This is a genomic window from Roseinatronobacter sp. NSM (genome assembly GCF_052379845.1).
GTDB lineage: Bacteria > Pseudomonadota > Alphaproteobacteria > Rhodobacterales > Rhodobacteraceae > Roseinatronobacter.
In genome coordinates this window covers 17,251-38,062 of sequence record NZ_JBQTCF010000023.1, presented here as the reverse complement: position 1 = coordinate 38,062, position 20,812 = coordinate 17,251, and the positions used below count along the sequence as shown (strand labels likewise).

Annotated in this window: 19 protein-coding genes and 2 pseudogenes; 14 read left to right on the top strand and 7 right to left on the bottom strand. The window is 59.5% G+C overall.

The genetic code is table 11. The annotated features are described in order from the left end of the window. The first annotated feature begins 302 nt into the window (after positions 1-302). Both ACTZWY_RS13135 and pcaF read left to right on the top strand, forming a co-directional pair. Entirely contained in the window at positions 303-2,378 is a 2,076-nt protein-coding gene (locus ACTZWY_RS13135; RefSeq protein ID WP_444791168.1) for a 3-hydroxyacyl-CoA dehydrogenase NAD-binding domain-containing protein, read from the top strand. Beyond that, positions 2,375-3,580, top strand: a complete 1,206-nt coding sequence (gene pcaF / locus ACTZWY_RS13130) for a 3-oxoadipyl-CoA thiolase (RefSeq protein WP_444791167.1) — start codon at positions 2,375-2,377, stop codon at positions 3,578-3,580. The genes ACTZWY_RS13135 and pcaF overlap by 4 nt, the downstream gene beginning before the upstream one ends. A 146-nt stretch (positions 3,581-3,726) precedes the next feature. On the opposite strand, the gene ACTZWY_RS13125 is transcribed toward pcaF, so the two are convergent. After that, the gene (locus ACTZWY_RS13125) at positions 3,727-4,794 is read right to left on the bottom strand and encodes a 2,3-butanediol dehydrogenase (protein ID WP_444791166.1); all 1,068 of its coding nucleotides are present in this window, start codon (positions 4,792-4,794) and stop codon (positions 3,727-3,729) included. A 197-nt stretch (positions 4,795-4,991) separates the two neighbouring features. Here ACTZWY_RS13125 and ACTZWY_RS13120 point away from each other — a divergent pair, with 197 nt between their 5' ends. From ACTZWY_RS13120 to ribA, 4 genes are all read left to right on the top strand, one after another. Continuing rightward, positions 4,992-6,152 carry an acyl-CoA dehydrogenase family protein gene (locus ACTZWY_RS13120; protein ID WP_444791165.1) on the top strand — a complete coding sequence of 387 codons (1,161 nt, stop codon included), beginning with the start codon at positions 4,992-4,994 and terminating at the stop codon, positions 6,150-6,152. A 335-nt stretch (positions 6,153-6,487) separates the two neighbouring features. Continuing rightward, positions 6,488-6,925 (top strand): 6,7-dimethyl-8-ribityllumazine synthase, encoded by a 438-nt coding sequence (locus tag ACTZWY_RS13115; RefSeq protein WP_444791164.1) that lies wholly within the window; start codon positions 6,488-6,490, stop codon positions 6,923-6,925. 102 nt (positions 6,926-7,027) lie between these two features. Then, positions 7,028-7,633: a riboflavin synthase gene (locus ACTZWY_RS13110; protein WP_444791163.1), complete on the top strand. Its 606-nt coding sequence runs from the start codon at positions 7,028-7,030 to the stop codon at positions 7,631-7,633. After that, a complete protein-coding gene (ribA, locus tag ACTZWY_RS13105) occupies positions 7,615-8,703 on the top strand; it encodes a GTP cyclohydrolase II (RefSeq protein WP_444791162.1) in 1,089 nt (362 codons plus the stop codon). Before ACTZWY_RS13110 ends, ribA begins: the two co-directional genes overlap by 19 nt. A 123-nt stretch (positions 8,704-8,826) precedes the next feature. Here the strand turns inward: ribA and ACTZWY_RS13100 are convergent. Then, a pseudogene (locus ACTZWY_RS13100) lies at positions 8,827-9,105 on the bottom strand (integrase core domain-containing protein); the annotation flags it as partial. A 131-nt stretch (positions 9,106-9,236) separates the two neighbouring features. Here ACTZWY_RS13100 and ACTZWY_RS13095 point away from each other — a divergent pair. Next, positions 9,237-10,469 (top strand): IS110 family RNA-guided transposase, encoded by a 1,233-nt coding sequence (locus tag ACTZWY_RS13095; protein WP_444791161.1) that lies wholly within the window; start codon positions 9,237-9,239, stop codon positions 10,467-10,469. A 261-nt stretch (positions 10,470-10,730) separates the two neighbouring features. Here ACTZWY_RS13095 and ACTZWY_RS13090 read toward each other — a convergent pair. Beyond that, positions 10,731-11,314 (bottom strand): annotated as a pseudogene (locus ACTZWY_RS13090) (transposase); the annotation flags it as partial. Positions 11,315-11,483: 169 nt separating this feature from the next. Continuing rightward, positions 11,484-12,341, bottom strand: a complete 858-nt coding sequence (locus ACTZWY_RS13085) for an endonuclease/exonuclease/phosphatase family protein (protein WP_444791160.1) — start codon at positions 12,339-12,341, stop codon at positions 11,484-11,486. Between the two features lie 321 nt (positions 12,342-12,662). Between ACTZWY_RS13085 and ACTZWY_RS13080 the strand changes: the two genes are divergently transcribed. Then, complete coding sequence (locus ACTZWY_RS13080; RefSeq protein WP_444791159.1) at positions 12,663-12,995, top strand: hypothetical protein; 333 nt, start codon at positions 12,663-12,665, stop codon at positions 12,993-12,995. Between the two features lie 56 nt (positions 12,996-13,051). On the opposite strand, the gene ACTZWY_RS13075 is transcribed toward ACTZWY_RS13080, so the two are convergent. The 3 genes from ACTZWY_RS13075 to ACTZWY_RS13065 all read right to left on the bottom strand — a co-directional run bounded on the left by ACTZWY_RS13075 (position 13,052) and on the right by ACTZWY_RS13065 (position 15,008). Continuing rightward, positions 13,052-13,732: a hypothetical protein gene (locus ACTZWY_RS13075; protein ID WP_444791158.1), complete on the bottom strand. Its 681-nt coding sequence runs from the start codon at positions 13,730-13,732 to the stop codon at positions 13,052-13,054. Between the two features lie 263 nt (positions 13,733-13,995). Further along, complete coding sequence (locus ACTZWY_RS13070; RefSeq protein WP_444791157.1) at positions 13,996-14,655, bottom strand: hypothetical protein; 660 nt, start codon at positions 14,653-14,655, stop codon at positions 13,996-13,998. Positions 14,656-14,741: 86 nt separating this feature from the next. Next, positions 14,742-15,008, bottom strand: a complete 267-nt coding sequence (locus tag ACTZWY_RS13065) for a hypothetical protein (RefSeq protein WP_444791156.1) — start codon at positions 15,006-15,008, stop codon at positions 14,742-14,744. Between the two features lie 911 nt (positions 15,009-15,919). Between ACTZWY_RS13065 and ACTZWY_RS13060 the strand changes: the two genes are divergently transcribed. The 6 genes from ACTZWY_RS13060 to ACTZWY_RS13035 are packed head-to-tail and all read left to right on the top strand — an operon-like array spanning position 15,920 to position 20,812. After that, positions 15,920-16,525, top strand: a complete 606-nt coding sequence (locus ACTZWY_RS13060) for a lytic transglycosylase domain-containing protein (RefSeq protein WP_444791196.1) — start codon at positions 15,920-15,922, stop codon at positions 16,523-16,525. Beyond that, complete coding sequence (locus ACTZWY_RS13055; protein WP_444791155.1) at positions 16,522-16,830, top strand: TrbC/VirB2 family protein; 309 nt, start codon at positions 16,522-16,524, stop codon at positions 16,828-16,830. The genes ACTZWY_RS13060 and ACTZWY_RS13055 overlap by 4 nt, the downstream gene beginning before the upstream one ends. Positions 16,831-16,842: 12 nt before the next feature. Next, on the top strand, positions 16,843-17,121 hold the full coding sequence (locus tag ACTZWY_RS13050; protein WP_444791154.1) for a type IV secretion system protein VirB3: 279 nt from the start codon (positions 16,843-16,845) through the stop codon (positions 17,119-17,121). Further along, entirely contained in the window at positions 17,111-19,483 is a 2,373-nt protein-coding gene (locus ACTZWY_RS13045) for a VirB4 family type IV secretion/conjugal transfer ATPase (RefSeq protein WP_444791153.1), read from the top strand. Before ACTZWY_RS13050 ends, ACTZWY_RS13045 begins: the two co-directional genes overlap by 11 nt. Next, complete coding sequence (locus ACTZWY_RS13040; protein ID WP_444791152.1) at positions 19,480-19,647, top strand: hypothetical protein; 168 nt, start codon at positions 19,480-19,482, stop codon at positions 19,645-19,647. The genes ACTZWY_RS13045 and ACTZWY_RS13040 overlap by 4 nt, the downstream gene beginning before the upstream one ends. Continuing rightward, positions 19,640-20,812: a lytic transglycosylase domain-containing protein gene (locus ACTZWY_RS13035; protein ID WP_444791151.1), complete on the top strand. Its 1,173-nt coding sequence runs from the start codon at positions 19,640-19,642 to the stop codon at positions 20,810-20,812. The genes ACTZWY_RS13040 and ACTZWY_RS13035 overlap by 8 nt, the downstream gene beginning before the upstream one ends.

Sequence of the window (20,812 nt, the reverse complement as noted above, 5' to 3'; positions counted from 1 at the left end):
GGCTCGGAAAGCCTCGTCTATCGGACTTCGGTTTAACTGTTGCGCCGACATTTTGACGGCCCTCCCCGCATTAATCTCGTGTTAATCGAGCTGATGAAGCTGCTTCGATGGGGACATATTTTTCAATTAGTTGCCGGCTGCATACTGGCCCAGATGAATTGGTCGGCTTGGTCCTGCCTGTCTCAGAATTGACAGTTGCGACCGAGGCTCGCCGGACGACACACAGAAGCGAGGTGAAATCCTGCCTTTAATTTGGTCCCAGGTGCGATGTGGGCCATTGTCTGTCACGTCGAGGAGAAGCCATGCCCGTCACCTACGAACATCACAGCGAGGGAGCGATCATTACTTGCGACAATCCGCCTCTGAACATCTTTGGACAGGCGATGCGGGCTGGGCTGCAGTCGGCCATTACACGGGCGCGAGATGATCGGCCAAAACGGTTGATTATCACAGGGGCCGGCAGGTCTTTTGTTGCAGGGGCCGACGCAAAGGAATTTGACGGGGAACCTCAGTCACCTCACCTCAACGATATTCTGGCCGACCTAGTGGACCTGCCCTTCCCGACAATCGCTGCCGTTTCGGGGCCTGCTTTGGGAGGCGGGCTGGAAATCGCTTTGGCCTGTCGCTTCCGAATCGCATCGCCGAAGGCGACGCTCGGTCTGCCGGAGGTAACGCTCGGCATAGTTCCAGGTGCAGGGGGCACGCAACGCCTTCCCCGCCTGATCGGCATCGCGGCAGCTGCCGACTTGATTGGTCAGGGCCGCACGATAGCGGCAGACGAAGCGGTGCGCTTGGGTCTTGTCGATATCTTGGCGGATGATCCGCTTGCTGCCGCACTTGCGATGGGCATCAATGTCTTGCGCCGCGCTATCGTGGCTGACCATCGGCCCGCCCCCCGACAGGACGAAGCTGCGATTGCTGCAGCCCACAAACTTGCCGACCGCAGGGCCCCGGGCCAGAACGCACCCCATATCGCGATCGATTTGGTGGCGGCCTCGGCCACCGATCCGTTGGACACCACGCTTGTCCGCGAGCGCTCTGCCTTTCTTGGCCTGCGGCAGTCCACCCAGGCGCGCGCGTTGCGCCATGTGTTCTTTGCCGAACGCGCTGCGCAATCGCAGGGCAAATCCTACCCCGCGCCGGAACGCCCGATCTCGACCGCAATCGTTGTCGGCGGCGGAATGATGGGTGCCGGGATTGCTTATGCGCTGACCTTTGCGGGATTGCGCGTCCATGTGCTGGAAACCGATGCCGCCGGTCAGGCGCGCGCCGAAGCCAACCTAGACCGGTTGATTGCGCAAGGGATGGAGCGCCGCGCCATTTCCGATCTTCAGGATTTCCGGGACCGCGTGACATTTGGCGCGGGTTACGAAAACTTGCCTGCGGTCGATCTGGCCATCGAGGCTGCATTCGAAAGCATGGACGTCAAACGCACGATCTTTGCGGCTCTGCAAATGGCCCTGCCAGCCGACACGATCCTCGCCACCAACACCTCATATCTTGATGTGAACGCCATGGCGGCTGAACTTGCAAATCCCGACCGCTTTGTCGGTCTGCATTTTTTCGCGCCCGCGCATGTGATGAAACTGCTCGAAATCGTGCGAGGCGACAAAACATCCACCGCGACCCTCGGGCAAGCCTTCGCTCTCGCGAGGCGCATGGGCAAAATACCCGTCCTCTCTGGCGTCTGCGACGGTTTCATTGGTAATCGCATCCTGTCTCGACTGAGAAAGAACGCCGATCTGATGCTGCTTGAAGGCTCATGTCCAAAAGGGGTCGATGATGCCATGCGCGGCTTTGGCATGGCCATGGGTCCCTACGAAGCGCAGGATATGTCCGGCCTCGACATCGCCTATGCCAATCGCAAGCGGCAGAGGTTGCGCGAGCAGCCGGGCGTTCGCTATGTCCCGATTGCCGACCACATGGTCGAAGTGCTTGGCCGCCTAGGCCGCAAGACGGGGGCGGGCTGGTACGACTATGATGCATCCGGCAAGGCGATGGAGTCGGACGCCGTGACGCATGCCATCTACAAGGCCAGCGATTCCGCAGGGGTCAAGCGTGTGACGCTGAGCAAGGACGATATCACCGAACGGGCGGTCTTATCTATGATCGTCGAAGCAGTTGCCATTCTCGAAGACGGTATAGCTGCACGCCCGCAGGACATCGACCTTGTGCTGGTGCATGGCTATGGCTTTCCGCGCTGGCGCGGCGGTCTCATGCACTTCGCAGATGACCTAGGGCTTCCTGTTGTTCTTACCAAACTGGAGGCCTTGGCCGCAGCCGATCCACTGTCATGGTCCGTCCCCACCTTGCTGCGCCAACTGGTGGGCGAGGGTCGCAACTTCGACAGTCTGAACCGTGATGGAGCCATCGCATGACCCACGTCTACATCTGTGACTACATTCGCACGCCAATTGGTCGTCATGGGGGGAGTTTGTCAAAACTGCGCGCCGACGACCTTGCGGCGTTTCCCTTGGCTGAACTTCTCCGCCGTAACCCGAAAATGGACCCCGCCGCGATCGAAGAGGTTTGGATGGGATGTGCCAACCAGTCTGGCGAAGACAACCGAAATGTCGCGCGAATGGGGGCGCTTCTGGCGGGGTATCCCGAAACCATCCCCGGCGTGACCGTCAACCGGCTATGCGCCTCCGGGATGGAGGCGGTGATTTCCGCCCTTCGTGCAATCAAGTCTGGAGAAATGGAGCTGGCCATCGCAGGTGGTGTGGAAAGCATGAGCCGCGCCCCCTTTGTGATGCTGAAATCCGAAAGCGCGTTCTCCCGCACAGTAGCGATGGAAGACACCACAATTGGGTGGCGCTTCATAAATCCGAAGATGCAGGCGATGTATGGCACGGACTCCATGCCTGAAACCGCGCAGAATCTAGCCGATGAAATGAAGATCTCGCGCGATGCGCAGGATGCATTCGCATTGGGTTCGCAACACAAAGCAGGGGCTGCAATCGCTTCCGGCAGGCTTACCCGCGAAATCTTGACCGTTGCCGAGTCGGCCGGAAAGGGCAAGGAAATTCAAGTCGCCACTGACGAGCATCCTCGCCCAGATACCACTTTCTCCGACCTTGCTCGTTTGCGTCCGATCACCCGATCCGACGGGTCTGTCACCGCAGGCAATGCGTCAGGGGTTAATGACGGGGCTGCCGCTCTGGTGCTCGCTTCCGAGGCGGCAATCGCCCTGCACGGCCTTCGCCCCCTCGCCCGCGTCGTCGGTGGTGCATCGGCAGGTGTCGCGCCGCGCATCATGGGCTACGGACCGGTTCCAGCGGTGAGGAAGCTGCTGGCTCAAGCCGGGTTGACCTACGCAGACATCGACCTATTCGAGGTGAACGAAGCCTTTGCCGCGCAGGTTTTGGCCTGCCTCGAGGGGCTAGGCATCGCGCCTGACGATCCGCGGGTGAACCCGAATGGCGGCGCGATCGCACTTGGCCATCCCTTGGGCATGTCAGGTGCGCGCATCACCGGCAGCGCCGCGCTTGAACTGTCGTTGGGCAGCGCCCGCCGCGCGGTCGTATCCATGTGTGTGGGTGTGGGCCAAGGGGCGGCCTTGTTGTTAGAGCGGGTCTAAGAACCATCAAACCTTTTAGCCCGCAGCCCCGTCCGGCTGCGGGCTTTTTCATACCCAAAGTCCGGAAATGAGAGAGACCAAGGCACCGGAATGCCTTGGCTTACTGACCAGCTGTGAAAAGGCCGACGGGAGCTTCGGCCCGCCCCTCAGCGGCCTAGGTCGATCAGGATCTTGAGTTGGGTGCCCGCCGGATCAAGCAGCGCATCGAAGCCATCCTTGATCGCGGTGTCCAGCGTTACGGTCTTGGTTACAACCTTGCGCGCAGGGATCTGGCCCGACGCTATCAGACGCATCACGCGCGGCCACATCTGTGCCGTATAGGCCCAGGAGCCGCGAATATCAATGTCCTTGTAGGTCACGTTGAACCAGTTCAACGGCGCTTCGCCCGCGTGCAGGCCGATTTGCACTACCGAGCCGCGCTTGCGCACCGCATCGACGCAGGCCTGGAGCGCCAGCGTATTGCCCACGCATTCCAGCGCCACATCGCAGCCGACATTGCCTTCGGTCGCCGCACGGATCACATCACCGACATTCTGCTCGCGGGGGTTGATAGTAGTGACGTCGGGGATGATCTGCTTGGCAATCTCCAGACGCGTAGCGTTAGGGTCCGACACGAACAGCTGAACAGCACCCGCAGCGCGGGCTGCCAAAAGGGTCAAAAGTCCAATAGGGCCAGCACCAGTCACCAGCACGGAATCGCCGGCTGTCACACCGCCACGTTCGACACCGTAAACTGCAACCGCCGTAGGTTCGACCAAAGCTGCATCCTCGTCTGACATGTTTTCCGGCACCTTGTAGACGTTATAACTCTTTAGCAAACTGTCAGTCGCCATTCCACCGCCTATCCATGACAGCCCGGCAAGTTGCATCTGATCTGACAGATTGAAATGTCCGAGATCCGAATAGTAATCCCCGCCCCGCGGCGTGATGAAGGGCTGGACAGAAACTCGGTCGCCCACTTTCACATGGGTTACGTTCTTGCCGACCTTGGTGACCACCCCACCGTATTCATGCCCTAGAACCTGCGGCGCGGCGGTTTTGCCCTCAGCGTCCTTGGGCACGAAAATCGGGCCATAGGCGTACTCGTGCAAGTCCGTCCCGCAGATGCCGGCGAAGCGGTTCTTGATGACGACCTCGTCGTCGGCCGGCTCGGTCGGCAGCGCGATGTCTTCGACCCGCAGGTCCTTGGCAGCGTGAAAGCGCAAAGCCTTCATTGGGTTTCTCCTCCCTAATGTTCAAATTCGCAGCGCATTGGAGACTGCGATATGAGGAAATAGAGGTGCAGGGTTCGCTGCAGACAACTGTCTCTTCTGCAACGCCTACAGTCGGATGACATGGCTCAATCGTGCAATGTGCGGATTAGCAGGGGGCTGTTAAACGAAACCACACCTAAATCTGAGGATGAAAAGACATGAGCCTTGATGCCGAAACACTGGCGCAATTTCTCGATACCCTCGACCGCTTCGTCAAAGAGCGCCTGATCCCAAACGAGGAAAAGATTGCGGAAGACGACGCCATCCCGTCGGAGCTTGTGCAGGAAATCCGCGACATGGGGCTTTTCGGCCTCTCAATCCCCGAAGAATTCGGCGGCATCGGCTTGACGATGACCGAAGAGGTTCAGGCAGCTTTCGTTCTGGGACAAACCTCGCCAGCTTTCCGTTCGCTCGTGGGTACGAACAATGGGATTGGCTCGCAGGGCATTATCATCGACGGCACGCCTGAACAGAAAGCCGCTTATCTTCCCCGTCTCGCAACCGGCGAGTTGATTGCCTCCTTTGCGCTGACCGAGCCAGAGGCGGGATCGGACGCGGGGTCGCTGCGAACCTCGGCGCGTCGTGAAGGAGATGATTACATCTTGCACGGCACCAAGCGGTACATCACCAATGCTCCGCGTGCCGGGCTGTTCACGGTATTCGCCCGCACTGACCCAGCCTCCAAGACATCTTCTGGCGTTACAGCGTTCCTTATTGAAGCCGGAACCCCCGGACTTTCCCTTGGCCCGATCGACCGCAAGATGGGGCAAAAAGGGTCGCATACTTGCGACGTGATCCTCGAAGATTGTCGCGTTCCTGCAAGTGCTATCATCGGGGGGCCCGCGCGCGAAGGTCTTGGTTTCAAGACGGCGATGAAGGTGCTCGACCGTGGTCGTCTGCACATCTCGGCCGTCTGCACCGGCGCAGCAGAAAGGCTGATCCGAGACAGCCTGCGTTACGCCATGGAGCGCAAGCAGTTCAGCGAACCCATCGTCGAAAAACAACTGATCCAGGCGATGCTTGCCGACAGCCGAACCGAAGCCTTCGCTGCTCGCTGCATGATCGAGGAAACCGCACGCCGCAAAGATGCAGGTCAGAACGTTTCGACCGAGGCGGCCTGCTGCAAGATGTACGCGTCCGAAATGGTCGGCCGCGTCGCAGATCGCGCGGTACAAATTCACGGCGGCGCCGGCTACATCTCTGATTACGGAATTGAACGCTTCTACCGCGACGTACGCCTTTTTCGGATTTACGAAGGCACGACCCAAATTCAGCAACTTATCATCGCTCGCGGCATGATCAAAGAGGTCGGAGTTTAAAAAATCAGTGCAGCGCCAGTATGTGCACGAGCATTTGCCGCCATTGCACTTCCGTTATTCGTCTGCGGCTAGGACAGCGCTACTCAAATAGTTGCCGAACAACCCTCTGTGAGCACAGAAGCATAGTCTCACAGAGAGACATGAAACGCGGACAAGCCGTCTCAATGAGAAAAAGCGGTTTCAGTGCGGAAAATCGGTGTCACATCGCTCGCAGCGAACTGTCGCACAAGAGACAGTTTACCGTCGTCTCACACTGACCTTAGCTGTCTTCATGAACATATGGTGGCAAACCTGCCACCACCATGAAAACCGGACCAATCCAAGGAATCCGCGCTATGACCGATACCCTGAACGTAGCCTTCATCAAAGCCCGCTGGCACCCCGACATCGTAGACCAGACGCTGAAAGGGTTCGAAGCAGACATGACCGCCGCAGGACGAAAGGTGTCCATCGATATTTATGACGTGCCGGGCGCATTCGAGATGCCCTTGCTGGCAAAGAAGCTTGGCGAGACGGGGCGCTTTGATGCCATCGTAGCCGCAGCCCTCGTCGTGGATGGAGGTATCTACCGGCACGACTTTGTTGCGCACGCTGTGGTCACTGGGCTTATGGATGCACAAATGGCAACAGGCGTCCCGACGTTCTCGGTAAGCCTGACTCCGCACCATTTCCACGACTCGGAAATCCATCACAACTTCTTCTTCGATCATTTCTTGAAGAAGGGCGCCGAAGCGGCGATAGCCGTTCGGATGGTCGCCGACCTGAAGGTCTGACAGTCGAAGCCCTCCACAGCAATATCTGCGACGCCAAGAACGGCCTTTGGATTCCGTGCCGAAGGCCACCAGCCAACCGGCACGGCCAATAGGAACCCATCCATGTTTTCCGGCATCATCGAAACCCTTGGTACGATCTACGATGCGATAATGTCGGACGGCAGCATGACACTCGACATTGCCACCGGCTTTCCCGATCTGGTCCTTGGGGAAAGCATTGCCGTCAACGGGGTATGCCTGACCGTTGTCACCTTCGACACTGCGGGGCGCGCGCAATTCTACGCTAGTACCGAAACCTTGCGACGCTCGAACCTCGACACCCTTCGCATCGGAGACCAGGCCAACCTTGAGCGCGCAGTTTCGATGTCGACCCGCCTTTCGGGCCATATCGTCCAGGGCCATGTGGATGGTCTGGCCCTGCTTGAGTCGATCGTACCGGAAGCAGGGGCCTTTCGGATCGAGATCCGGCTTCCGCCCGCCTTGGCCAGATACTGCGTCGAAAAAGGATCGATCACACTGGACGGCATAAGCCTGACGCTCAACAGCGTCAAAGACCTTTCCTCGAATGAATGCAGGATCGGATTGACGATCATCCCGCACACTTGGGCACATACCAATCTTCACGCGCGACAAGTGGGCGATCTTCTCAACGTCGAGAACGATGTTCTGGCAAAATATGTGGAGCGCCTATGCAAACCTTCTCTTTAGCTTTGGAAGAGTTCCGGCGCGGCGGAATCGTCCTGTTGCTCGATCAGGCCAATATGGGCTATCTAATCTTGGCAGCCGAGTGTGTGACCGCAACGGCGGCAGCGTTCATGGTTGCCAACGGTACGGGCGGATTTCAGTTGGCCACGACAGCGGTCGAGCAGAACTGGGAGATTCCTAATCCGAACCTTCCTTCCTTCGAGATATCGATCGCCACTAAAGCTTGGCCGATGCAATTGACCGAACCTGCAGATATCGCCACCGAAGTCGCACGCAATTCAGGAATGGCACTCGCTGTTTTACTCCGATCGCTTTTACCACAAGACGCCCTAGCGTTCGCCGTCCGCCACAACCTGCCGACACTTACCTTCGAAGATCTGAACAGGCATCGGCTCCGCAATGAAGCCGAACTGGACCTCGTCGCGGTGGCCGATCTGCCCACCCCCCATTCAGATCGACCGTTTCGCGTACATTCCTATCGCAGCCAGTTCGGCGGGATCGAGCATCTCGCATTGGTATCCCATGGCGAGTCTATCGGCGCACCTCTGGTACGCATTCACTCTGAGTGCCTTACGGGCGATGCCTTCGGATCAATGCGCTGTGATTGTGGCCCCCAGCTAGATGAAAGCCTGCGTCAGCTTGGGGCGTCTTTGGGCGGTATTCTGATCTATATGCGCGGCCATGAAGGGCGGGGGATCGGTCTCGCCAACAAGATGCTTGCCTATGCCTTGCAGGATCAAGGCATGGATACCATCGAGGCCAACCATGCGCTTGGTTTTCCAGCAGATGCACGTGATTTCGCACATGCTGCGCAAATCCTGCGGGCGTTGGGGCACGGAACAGTACGCCTGTTAACGAATAATCCGGAAAAGGCCTCAAGCCTGCAACGTCATGGCATCACTGTTAGTAGCGTAGAGCCCTTGGTCATTCCGCCCAACCCCTTCAATTTGCACTATCTTGAGACCAAGGCCAAAAAATTCGGCCATGCTCTCCCTTCTAAGGCTACGGCACCCGGTGCAGACTGCGCAGCTTTACCTCTCGCCCAACCCGACAGCGCGGGCCTCTGTTCTTGAGGCTCTGTTTTTGGGACGGCGCCTGCCATCGCATCTGAGGAAGACACTGCCCCCCCAGCGCCCCCGCAGCTGCCCGCACCTCATGGGTAATCGCCCCTTTTTAACGGGGTGCATCGGTAGAATTTACGCAGCCGTTGTCAGTTTCATGGCGGGCATGATGCCGCCGATGCCCATGTTGGGGCGGTCGTTGTTGTAAGTCCATAGCCATTGCGTGGCTTGATCCTGGGCCTCCTCGATGCTTTCGATGATGTATTGGTCCAGCCATTCATGCCGAACCGTCCGGTTGTAACGCTCGACGTAGGCGTTCTGCTGGGGCTGCTCGGGTTGGATGTGCTGGATCGTAACATCATGTTTCTCAGCCCATTTTCTCAGCGTTTCGCTGATGTATTCGGGGCCATAACACCTTCGGAACGACGCTGGTTGAGAGGCTATGACCGCCTGCGCTGCCCTCAAATTGCGCAGCAGGTGGTCATAGCCGGGTCTCAGGTCCCTACAGTGGTTTTGCAAAAACCACACCGTAAAGGAGACCGACCATGACCGAGATTATTGTTGCACAAGCTGCGCCCGTTTTAGTGGCTATCGACATCGCCAAGGTCCGGCATGAAGTTTTGATCGCTGTTCCAGATAAGAAACGCCGACGCCGTTTAACCGTCCTCAACCAGCTCACCGATTTCAACCGCCTCATCACCGTGTTGAAGGAATACGGTCGCCCAGTTCGTGTCGCCTTTGAAGCCACCGGCAATTATCATCGTTCTCTGGCGTATCATCTGGCAACCGCAGGCTTTGAAGTTAAGCTCGTGTCGTCGGTGGCTTTGGCGCGCACGCGGGAAGCCCTCAATAACAGCTGGGATAAGAACGATCCCAAAGACGCCCAGGTCATCCTGCATATGATGGAGATCGGGAACGAGCAGTTTTATCATGATCCATTAGTGCATGGCACGAATGACATTCAAGAGCTGTCCAAAACCCATGATATCGTTTCCAAGTCAAAGACCGAGCTTTGGCACCGCGTGCTGACACATTATTTGCCGTTGTACTTTCCCGAAGCTGACCGCTTTCATCGCAGCTCGCGCAGTGATTGGTTCTTTGCATTCCTTGAACGCTATCCATCGCCGCACATTATCACCGCCATGGGTATGGACGCATTCACCACTGACGCTTGGGATGTTGTGGGGCGCAAGGTTGCGAAAGAGCGTTTACTTGCAGATATTTACGAGACAGCCAAGTCTTCTGTAGGATTGCCGGTTGCTCCAGATTCTGATGCTATCAGTATGTTCCGCTTGGTTCTGGGAGAAGGTCGCAGCCTCATTGCGCAACGCAATCAAATCGAAGCTCGCGCCGTCGCGCTTCTCAAAGATCTGCCTGATTATCAGTTGCTGACATCAATACCTGGGATCGGCCCGATAAACGCTCTGACCATCCTCGCAGAAGTTGGCGACTTGCGCCGCTTTGGACACCACCGGCAATTTCTGAAGTTCTGCGGTCTGGACCTGGCAACCATCCAGTCCGGCACATTCCGTGGCCAAACCAAGCTGTCAAAATACGGGAACGCCGGCTTGCGCCGTACCCTGTGGATGGCCGGTCAGGTTGCAATTCTTCAACGTACCAACAGCTTCCGGGATAAGTTCGAGCGCTACATTTCCAAGGACAGACAAAACACCCATTTGCGCCGAAAGGCATATACCGCAATCGCCGCCAAAATGGCCCGTACTGTTCACGGGATCATCAAAAATGGCGAACCCTATCGCCCCTTCTTTGAGGGGTGATCGATCGCAGAAGGACCTTTCTCTGTAAGGGCCGTGGAGGCAGGCAACTGACCTCGTAGATAATGTTCAGGCCTTCTGTGTTAGCGACCCGATGATCTCGTCTTAAGGACGGTGAGAGCCGCAAAGGCGTACTCTGTGTTTGTTATGGGAGAGACTGTCGTTGACCAAAACGCCGAACTGAGCCATGCTTTTAACGTGTCGAGACGCCTCGAGACGACAATGACCTGATGCCAAATCAGCCAGTTATTCCGCGCATAGGACGTTGTCGACCCTGATCGTGCCCGGCTTTCCCCGCCATTCGATGATCCGGTCGAGGCTGCGTGTCACCCGTTCGGCAGGAAGCGAGAAATCAACCTCGATCCCCAGACCTTCACGGTTGAAATCATCCAGCACGTTCAGAAGCCGGAACGCACGGCCATCACCCAATGGGTCGGCCATGAACCGAAGGTCCGCGAAGCGAAATCCATGGACCAGGTCACATTCGGTGCGTCGGGCACGGCCAGAACGTCAGGTTTCTCACGTTTCAGCCGTTTGCGGGGCTTGATCCGCAGGTTCAATTCCAGCTGGCAGTAGATCCGGTAAACCCGCTTGTGGTTCCATGGGTGGCCCTGTCACTTTTTTCCAAGGACTTCCTTTAACAGGTCGTTTTGCATGCTCAGGTCGGCATACATGCGCTTCAGGCGGCGGTTCTCGTCCTCGATCGCCTTCATCTGGCTGACCATCGATGCATCCATGCCCCCATACTTGGCCCGCCATTTGTAGAAAGAGGCATCGCTCATGCCATGCTCACGGCACAGCTGCGCCACTGGCACACCGCCTTCGGCTTGCCGCAGAATCGCAATGATCTGCTCATCGGGGCTTACGCGGCCCCATCAGGGGCCACGGTCCCCTCTTCATCAGTGTATCTGCTTGTCTTCATTCGAATTCTCCTCGTTCATCTTGCCGAGAAAATTCTACTTTTGCAGCCCCTTAAATTCCGGGGGGATTACCTGATCAGTACCGAAGCTCATGCCATCACAATTTTCCTAGGTCGATATCGACCGAGATCGGGCAGTGATCTGAGGGATAGTCGGCGATTGGCCCACTGAAGGTTGTCTCGACGAACGAGCCCTGCAGCTTCGCACCGACCGCGTCATCGTTCAGAATCAGAAAATCTATGAACTCCCGATACTGGGGCAGGCAGTTGGGCCGGATACCGGCTCCGGCGATGTGCAGATCGTTGTATTCGTTGAGAACGGCCCAGAAGGCATCATTTGGAACTTCAAGGCGACGGTTCAGGTCGCCGCCAATGAGGACGGGCCCGTTTTGCGCGTCATACCAGTCGCGCAACACAGGCAGTTGCGCGAAGAGGTCACCGCAGGCTTGACGCCCCGTGCCTTCAAAGCAGCCGGATTTCAGATGGGTGTTGAGAATGGTGAGAGGGCGGGGACCTGTCAACTCGATCAGCACACCGTGACGCAGGGATCCACGCCCTGAGACATCGAGTGCTTTGAGATCGGGCAGGCGGCGATGCGCGATGCCTGCGCGCAGCGCAATTGCGGTGGCCTGCATGGACAGGTGCTGACCGGGTGTGTGCCGGCATTCGGGATAGGAGCGGCCCGGGCGGCGCTCCTCGAGGTGGACAACCCAGTCATCTGTGTCAAAGACCCGGGCAAGGGCGGCTTCCCCTTCGATTTCCTGCAAGAGCCAGATATCGGCATCGACGTCTGTGATGACATCACGCACCCGCTGAAAATCCGCCTCGCTGCGCGGCCGACAGCCGCTGTCAGTGCTGGCGACCAGATGCTCGATATTCCAGCTCGCGATCCGCAGCGGCTCGGCTTGGGCCAGCGATACCCAGCACAGGGCCGCGATGATCGTCAAAATGCGCATTTTCTCTCTCCAAATAATGTTTTCACGAGAAATCACAGCCCTCGCTCGCGCGATGTCGACCATAGCGGCGGGATCGCAACGGTGCCAGACGCGCAGGCATTTGATCGCGGGCGCGATGGCTGCGTGCGACCGCAACGCTTGGCCGTCATCATGACCTCAGTGTGCCGCTCGGTATGCCGATTTGTCCACGGGCTGACCGGCCCACAATACAATATGCATGAAACTATCGAAGCGCTTTGTTATCATTCTTGTTGTTACGCCCCACGAGATGCCCTATGCCCCGCCATCGATAGGTTTTGCACGGTCAAGAAAGGATCCGAAATGATAGAGGCGCGCGATGACCAGCCCAATGTGGTAACCGAGGAAGTGCTGCGTGGTGTTTTGGCGAATGGGTATTTGCTGGAGGTGGTCTGCAGCCAAACCGCCGAGAAGCGCCACAACACATGGTATGGCGTCTGGATGGCGCGCGCTGTGACTGAAGATGGCCGCCATGCCATGCGGCTTGTGACCAGTCGCAGTATTCTCAAGACACGCGAGTTCAAGACAATTGTCGGCCTTGTAAGCTTCCTCGCGGAGATGGGCTGCACGACAGCCAGCATTCCGCTGAAGGAAGGCGGGTGCGAGCGCCATGCGGCTCCTGGCCAGCTTGCGTAAGTGCGCGCTATTCACGACCGCGAACTGAGGCGCCCCGCGTTACTTGCCCATACCTCTCACGCTACCGGCCGCGCGGCCTTGCAGAAATTCACCCACCGGCTTTTGACTGATGGATGGTCGAAACTGACGGCATAGCGGGCGAGATTGCCCCTGAATTTCTCGGCAATCCTGTTCATGCAGGGCCGCGATCGCCCGCTGGGGAGGTGGTTGCGGGCCAGATCGGCCCAGAAGGTGTCATAGGTGATGCCGCCAGAGGCCGGAAATGGCGGGGCGCTCTTCTGATCCTGATGATTGTCAGGGGTAATTGATTTATCTTGGAAATCTTTCTTCTTGGGCGGACAGGGGCTGTCCGGGGTGGCTTGCAGCTTGCGCTTGAACCAGTCGCAGAAGCCTTTGAGCCGTACACGGTTGAGCAGGTTCTTGTATCGATGATGCGGGTTCTTGCGGTATTCGCGGGCGATGAGGCCGAGGCTTTCGAGATCAGCCAACCAGCGCCGGATCGAGCGCACAGTGACGCTGAAGCGCTCGGCCAGTGCGGCATTCGCCAAGGGCCGCGTCTGAAACGCCCGCCCGGCCGAGAAATCATAGCGCTGCTGCTCGAGAAACCCCAGAAGATCGATCAGGACCGAGACTTGCGCGCGGCTGACATGGGCTTTGAGCAGCGGGCGCACGACCTCCTCGAGATAGGTGCGGAAACTTGCGGATGAAGGTTTGAGCGGCTTTGGGGTGTTGGTCATGGGTCTTGCTTCTGATGAGAGCAAGAAACCGGCCGCGCGGGATCATTCGCACAAGATGCGTTTTTCCACTTGCGATTGGGGAGATGTCAGGCTACTCAACCGCTGGTTTTCGTTGAGGTTTCCAAGGCTGGCACCTTGGAGTTGGTAGAGCCTGTATCTCCCCCGTAGGTTTCCTGCGGGGGTTTTACTTTTGTGGTGAGATGGTGCCTTTTTTGGTGGGGCGTGTCGGACCCGCGTAGGTGACGTGCGCAGGCCTGCAGGGATTAGTAATTCACGAACTCGGTATGCTTGCGACCTTCATGGTCCTCATAGCGGATGGCGACCACGCGCCCGTATCCGCCCCAGAACCCGCCACCGGGCCAATTCTCATAATGCGAGACGCGCCACTCCCAGCAGCCATTATCGGTCTCGCGTGCGCAGACCTGGATCGGTACGCGCCGGATGCGATCGGACCCGGCCAACCATTCCGGCCCATGACGCAAACTGGCACTGACCCAGCGGTGGCTGCCATCTTCCAGATAGACGCCGCGCTGCGTGTGATCGCGCCAGGAGTTCGGCGGATCGTCACTGCTCATCGGCGGTGATGTGCGGATATGATAGATCTCGATCGCATCGCGGTAGCCGCGCACCTCATCGGTCAGCCCGTCCGGGCCAAGGCGGATTTCCGGACTGCCAGGGGCGGGCACAAAGCCAGCGGGCAAACCAAGCGGGCAGTTCCAGAGCTGCAAGGGCGGTGTGACCGGCCAGGGCGTGATGCGCCGGATCATCGTGGCTTTCGCGGCCATGCATTCCGCACTCGCAGGGAACCCGCCCGCCAGGCAAAGAAGGATGGCGCAATCGATCGGATAGGAATGCGCCTTGGGCGCAGGAAGTGCGGTGGCCGTGAGTGCAAGCAGCAGGGCCGCCGCGCGCGGTGTGAACATGATCAGTTTTCCTGTTCTTGAGTGGGAGTGTGACGAAGGTGCCGGGCGCATGAGGCCTGACTTCGCGAAGAATCTGCGGGCTGTCCTCATGGCGGTGCGGCGCGCAGGGTCTCGAGAAACGCGCCATATTGCGCTGTGACCTCGGCCGCCTCGCGCCAGGCGCGAGCGCGTTCCTCATCAAGGCAGCGGAAATACAGGGTGACTTCCGAGAGGTACTGTTCGAACTCGTCGCGCAGGAGGTCCGCGAACTCCCGCATCAGTCGAGTGTCGCTCGGCAAGAGCGGCGGGGTCAGCGGGAGACAGAATCCCGCATCACTCTGGGCCTGGGGCGGAGTGGCGGCCGCGCACAGCATCACCAGTCCAAAACTCGCCCGGATGGCCGACCGCCTCGGCCAGCTCCACACGCGAGGCGCGAATCGCCCGCGCCCGAAACCGCCACGGGCGATCTGATTCGGGGGTGAGTCGCGGGCGCAAAACCGGCGCGGAGCGCGCCTGAGAAGCGCCATAGCCGCGCCGCGCCACCGTCCCACAAAGCCTGCGAAATGCTGCAGCTGCATTGGTGCGGAAGCCCTGCGAAACAGGCTAGAATACAAGGTAAACACAAATCGTCTCATGGTTGTATTTTCTGGGTTGCCCCTCAAGAACTGGGTGTCTAAACAGCGCGCCAACACAACTAATAGAAGATTGAAGAAATCACCTCATCGACTATAGCGTGCATCAAATGCCCGCCTGCCTATGTCGGAGGAGCGATTTTTCTGCAAGTGCAAAAGAGGGTATAAGGTATTAGAATACATCGATAATCAGACTGCAGTGCTGCCGTTACAGCGCGGGCTTCGCCTGTCTGCATGCTGCCCGAATTGCGCCTCGAGGAACTCAACCCCAGGGTGTTTTTTTAATCCATGAGCCCCCGCGATCCTTGAGGGGCTGTTCAGACAATCTGTCGACAGAGGGCGGGTGATTTCGGGTGCGTGGCACGCGAAACACCCCTCGATCCAAGGCCGCGCAATCCCTGTTGCGCGGCAGGAGAGCGGCTGTGCCGATCGCGGCGCAGGGGTCTGGATCAGCATCAGGATCACGCGCGGCTTTGCCCCTGCGATCTGCAGGTTGTGGAGTGTGAATTTTGGTGCGCGTAAATGCTTGTCCCGGGGCAGTGGTCCCGACTGTGATCCGGCCCGTGATTTCGTCTGTGGTCTTGCGCGCGATCATGTCGGCAGCGTTGTCTCTGACCTTGAGCCTCGCCACCCCGGCACTGGCGGGCGACGGGCTGATCCTGCGCTTTGGCGCCGATGGCAGCTTGGGCCCGACCCAGACCACGCGTAGCTTTGCCAAGCATTATTCCGGCGGCGAGCTGATCGCGCCCCTGCGCGAGTCAGCACTTGTGCCGAACACGCCCGAGAGGCCGCACTCTGATCGGACAGCTGCACGGGCCGCGCCGCGCGCCCGCCCCGAAATCCTCGCCCTGATTTCTGAGACAGCAGCACGGTATGCAGGCCACGAGGCCTTGCGCGCAACAGGCCTCAGTGCGTCTGACTGGGCGGCACTGTTTCAATCCAATATCGAGATCGAGAGCGCCTATAACCCGAATGCGCTCTCAAATGCAGGCGCGATCGGGCTGGGGCAGCTGATGCCCGATACGGCGCGCAGCCTCGGCGTCGATCCCCATGACATGGCGCAGAATCTCGACGGCTCTGCGCGCTATCTGCTGATGCGACTGGCGCAATTCGGCAGCCCTGAGCTGGCACTCGCGGCCTACAATGCCGGCGCTGGCGCCGTGATCCGCCATGACGGCATCCCCCCTTACCCCGAGACCATTGGTCATGTCCGCAAGGTCATGGCTGTTTTTGACCGCCTCCAAGGAGAGACACTATGACCAAGACACCGACCACCCGGCCCTGGGCCATTGCCGCAAGCGTCGGCATTATCGCCCTGTTGCTGGCAGCCAGCCCCGCGCTTGCGCAATCGATCGACCTCAACCCCGTCACAAGCCTCTTGCAGGGCATCATCGATACGATCACAGGCCCTCTGGGCATCGCGATCGCCACATTGGCCGTGGTGGGCATTGGGCTGTCGTGGTTTTTCGGGATCATCGATTTCCGCCAGGCGATGTTCGTGGTGATCGCCATCGCCATCGTGGCCAGTGCCGCGACCATCGTCAGCGCCATCTGGCAGACGTGACGGGCGCGGATGATGTGTGAACGCTCCACCTTGTTTCTGGGTCTCGTGCGGCCTGCGCAAATGCTGGGTCTGCCCATCCTCTATGCGGTGCTCTGGATATTTGGGTCAGTGCTGGCACTCATCTGGTCGCAGTCGCTCTGGGCTTTTGCCCTGTCAGCTGCCGCCTATCCGGCGCTCTGGCTCGCCGCACAATGGGACCCGGCCTTTGTCGAGGTCATTCGCGTGGTCTCGGAACACACGCGGCCCACAAAGAACCGCAAAATCTGGAACGGAGATTCCTATGCCCCGTGATCTCGGCGCAGGCGCGGCCGCCGCGCACATCCTGCCAGCTTGGGCGGGAGACGAGGCTCGCCTCGCGCATCATCTGCCATACGTCAAACTTGTCGATGATCACACGATCCTCACGCGTGGCGGGGAATATATGCAATGCATCCGGGTCAGCGGGGCCAACAGCTTCACCGCCCCGGATGGCCGCCTCGACAAGACCCGCGCGATCATTGCGGCCGTGATCGCGCAAAGCGGGGCGGGGTTTTCCTTTTACGTCCACAAGGTCTCGGCCCGCGTGCCGGTGGAGCTGAAGCCGATGGAGGCGGGCGGTTTTGCCGAGGCGCTGGATGCGCGCTGGCAAGCGCATCTGCGCGAGGCTGGCTTGCGCGACCGCACGCTCACCATCACCGTGGTCAAGCGCCCCACAATGCTCGAGCGCCTGCCGCTCTTGCGCAAAGCGCGTGCGGGGCAGGGGAGCGATCAGAGCCTCCGCCAGATCGCGCGGCTCAAAGAAGTGGTGGAGTTTCTGACCCAAAGCCTGACCGAGATGGAAGCGCGGCTTTTGACCGCCTCTTCGGGCGAGTTGCTGGGATTTCTGGAATCGCTGAACACGGGCTTTGATGTACCGACCTATCCGCGCGGCTTTCCCTCCACCATCGCTGATGACGTGGCAAATAAGCGCGTCACGTTTCAAAGTGACAAGTTTTTGATCTCTGGCGGCTCGGGCGCGGACCGCATCGGGCAGATTTTCACCGTCAAGAACTACCCCAGCCAGACCTGGTGCTCGATGTTCGACGATCTGGCGCTCCCCATCGACATGGTCGTGACCCATAGCTTCACGCCGGTGAACTCAAGCGTGATGGGCGACCGGATCAAACGCCAGATCCGGATGATGCGCGCAGGCGATGATGCTGCGATCTCACTGCAAAACGATCTGGTGCAAGCCGCTGATGATCTGGCCTCTGAACGCCTGATTTTTGGCGATCACCATATGAGTGTCGCGACCTTCGCCGAGAGTGAGCAAAAACTCGACAGTATCGCGGCCGAAATCCGCAATATCGCAGCCTCCGTCGGTGTGAAGTTGATGATGGAGACATATTCGGCCCGCGCAAGCTATTTTGCCCAAAGCCCCGGCAATGCCAGCTACCGCGCGCGCCGCGCCACGATCACCAATCTCAATTTCGCCGATATGGCGGCCCTCCACCGCACGCAGTTGGGTAAATCGCGCGCACGCACGCCTTGGGACACGCCGATCACGATGTTCCCCACACCCGAGCGCTCGGCTTATCGCTTCTCGTTTCATGAGAAGGGCAGCCCCGCCTCTGAACCTACCAGCGGGCATACGATCATTCTCGGCCGTTCGGGCTCAGGCAAATCGGTGCTGGCCACGTTTCTTATGGCGCAGGCCCGGCGCACAGGCGCGCGCATCTTTGCGTTCGATTATCGCTACGGGCTCGAGATGGGCCTGCGCGCGCTCGGGGGCAGTTATCAATCGATCAAGGCAGGCGAGGCCACGGGTCTGAACCCGCTCTGGGTGGAAACTGATGCGGCAGGGCGCGAATGGCTGACCGATGCGCTGATCAGCTTGCTGGAATCGCGCGGCGCGCAGCTCACCCCCCAGCAGACCCATGCGGTCCAGGCCATCGTGCGCCGCAATTCTGAGGCCAGCGATCCCTCCCTTCGCAACTGGACGGAATTCGCAGGTCAGTTCCGCTCGGTCGATGATGGTGGCGATCTGGCCGAGAGGGTGCGGGAATGGACCCCGCAGGGGCGCTTTGGCTGGGTCTTTGGCACAACCCTTGAGGATACATTCTCTTTGGACGGCGATGTGGTGGGGTTTGATCTGACAGGGCTTCTGGACGCGGATAACGAGACCGCCCGCATGGCGGTGCTGAGCTACATTTTTAGGCGCATCGAGCGCAAGATCGAGGATCGCCGCCCCACCATCGTGCTGATCGATGAGGCCTGGAAGGCGTTTGACAACAGCTACTTTGCAAACAAGCTCGAAGACTGGCTGGTCACCGCGCGCAAACAGAACACGGTCGTCGTGATGATGACGCAGTTTGCCTCGCAACTCGACAAGTCGCGGGTGGGCAGCACGATCATTCAGGCCCTGCCGACGCAAATTCTGCTGCCCAATTCGCGCGCCAAGCCCGGCGATTACGGCCCTCTCGCGCTCAGTGACAAAGAGCTCGATGTGATGATGAACGCGCTCCCCGCCTCGCATCTCGCGCTCATACGCGATGATCAGGGTGCGCATATCATCGACGCAGGCCTCGCCCCGCTGGGCGACTATCTCGCCGTGCTCGGCGGCCTCAAATCCGGCGAGGCCGTGGTCGGCAAGGATTACCGCGAAACCCCTGAATTTTGGAGACGGGCGACATGAGACCTGCCGTATTATTGCTGATCCTGACCTCTGTCGTGGCAGGCTGTGCCACCACACCTGCCGCCCCCGTGCGCTCGGAATGCTTCCGCGCGGATGGCACGACGCGGTGCACGTTCACGCCGCTCCCGGAGCTCTGGGCGCGTGAGGCTGCGCGCGATGCGTGACCTGCCCCCCACGCGCGCAGCAGCTCTCGCGCATCTTGTCCTCATTGCGGGCTTGGGTGCAGGGGCGGGTCAACCCGCGCATGCGCAAGGTGTGCCGATCTTTGATGCCGCCCAAGCGGCAGAACAGGCCCGCCAATTCGCCGAGCGCCTGCAGGATGAGGCGCTGCAGATTGGAAAGGGGGATCAGCGCGCCAGCATCGAGGAGATCAAACGCCAGCAACTGGCGCAGCTTGATGCGATCATCGAGAGCGGCACAATCGCAGCGCAAAGCATGAATGCTACGATCCAGAGCCTTGAGGCCGGGCAGGGGACAGAGAGTGCCGCGGCCCAGGTCTATCCCGACACTGAGACCAGCCTGCCCGCGCGGCAGCTTTTTGGTGATGCGCGCCAAAACGTCGAGGAAATCATCATTCAAGGTGCGCGCGACACCTATCACCACCCAGGCGTTTCCCGCGCGGGGCTCTCACCCGTGCAATGGCGCGCGCTCTTGCAAGCGCTGATCTGGCAGGAAAGCCGCTTCAATCCGGCCGCCGAATCCCATGTGGGCGCATATGGGCTCACCCAGATCATGCCCGGCACGGCCAGTGATCTGGGCATCAACCCGTCCTACCGCACGGACCCGCTGGTGCAGGTGCAAGGCGGCGGGCGCTATCTCGCGCGCCGCCTCGATCAGCTGGGCGGTGATATCATCCTGGCGCTGGCCGCCTATAACGCAGGGCTGGGCCGCGTGCAGCACTATGGTGGCGTGCCGCCCTTTGCCGAGACGCAGAATTACGTCCAGGTGATCCCGCGCAAATACAACGAATACCTGCGCCTCATCGGTGGCGAAGACGCGCTTGGCACGATCTCGGCCGCGCATATGGCCAATGCAGAGCTAGGTCTGCGCGGCATGGCCGCCATCGGCTACGCGGAACTCGGTCACGCCAATATCCGGCATGCGGCCGAACGGCTGGCCGCGATCGTCACACAAGTGGGGCAGGGGGAGGATTGGGCCGAGGCCCAGGCGCTCAACACCTATGCCCGCGCCGAGATCGGGCGGCTCCTGGTCTTGTCGATGCGCATGCAGGCCGCGCGCGCCCAGCCTTTGAGTGCGCAGCAGCTGATGGTCATCGCCCAGATGGCCGATGAGAAACGTTTTGCCGATTTGACCCTTGAGGAGTTCTGA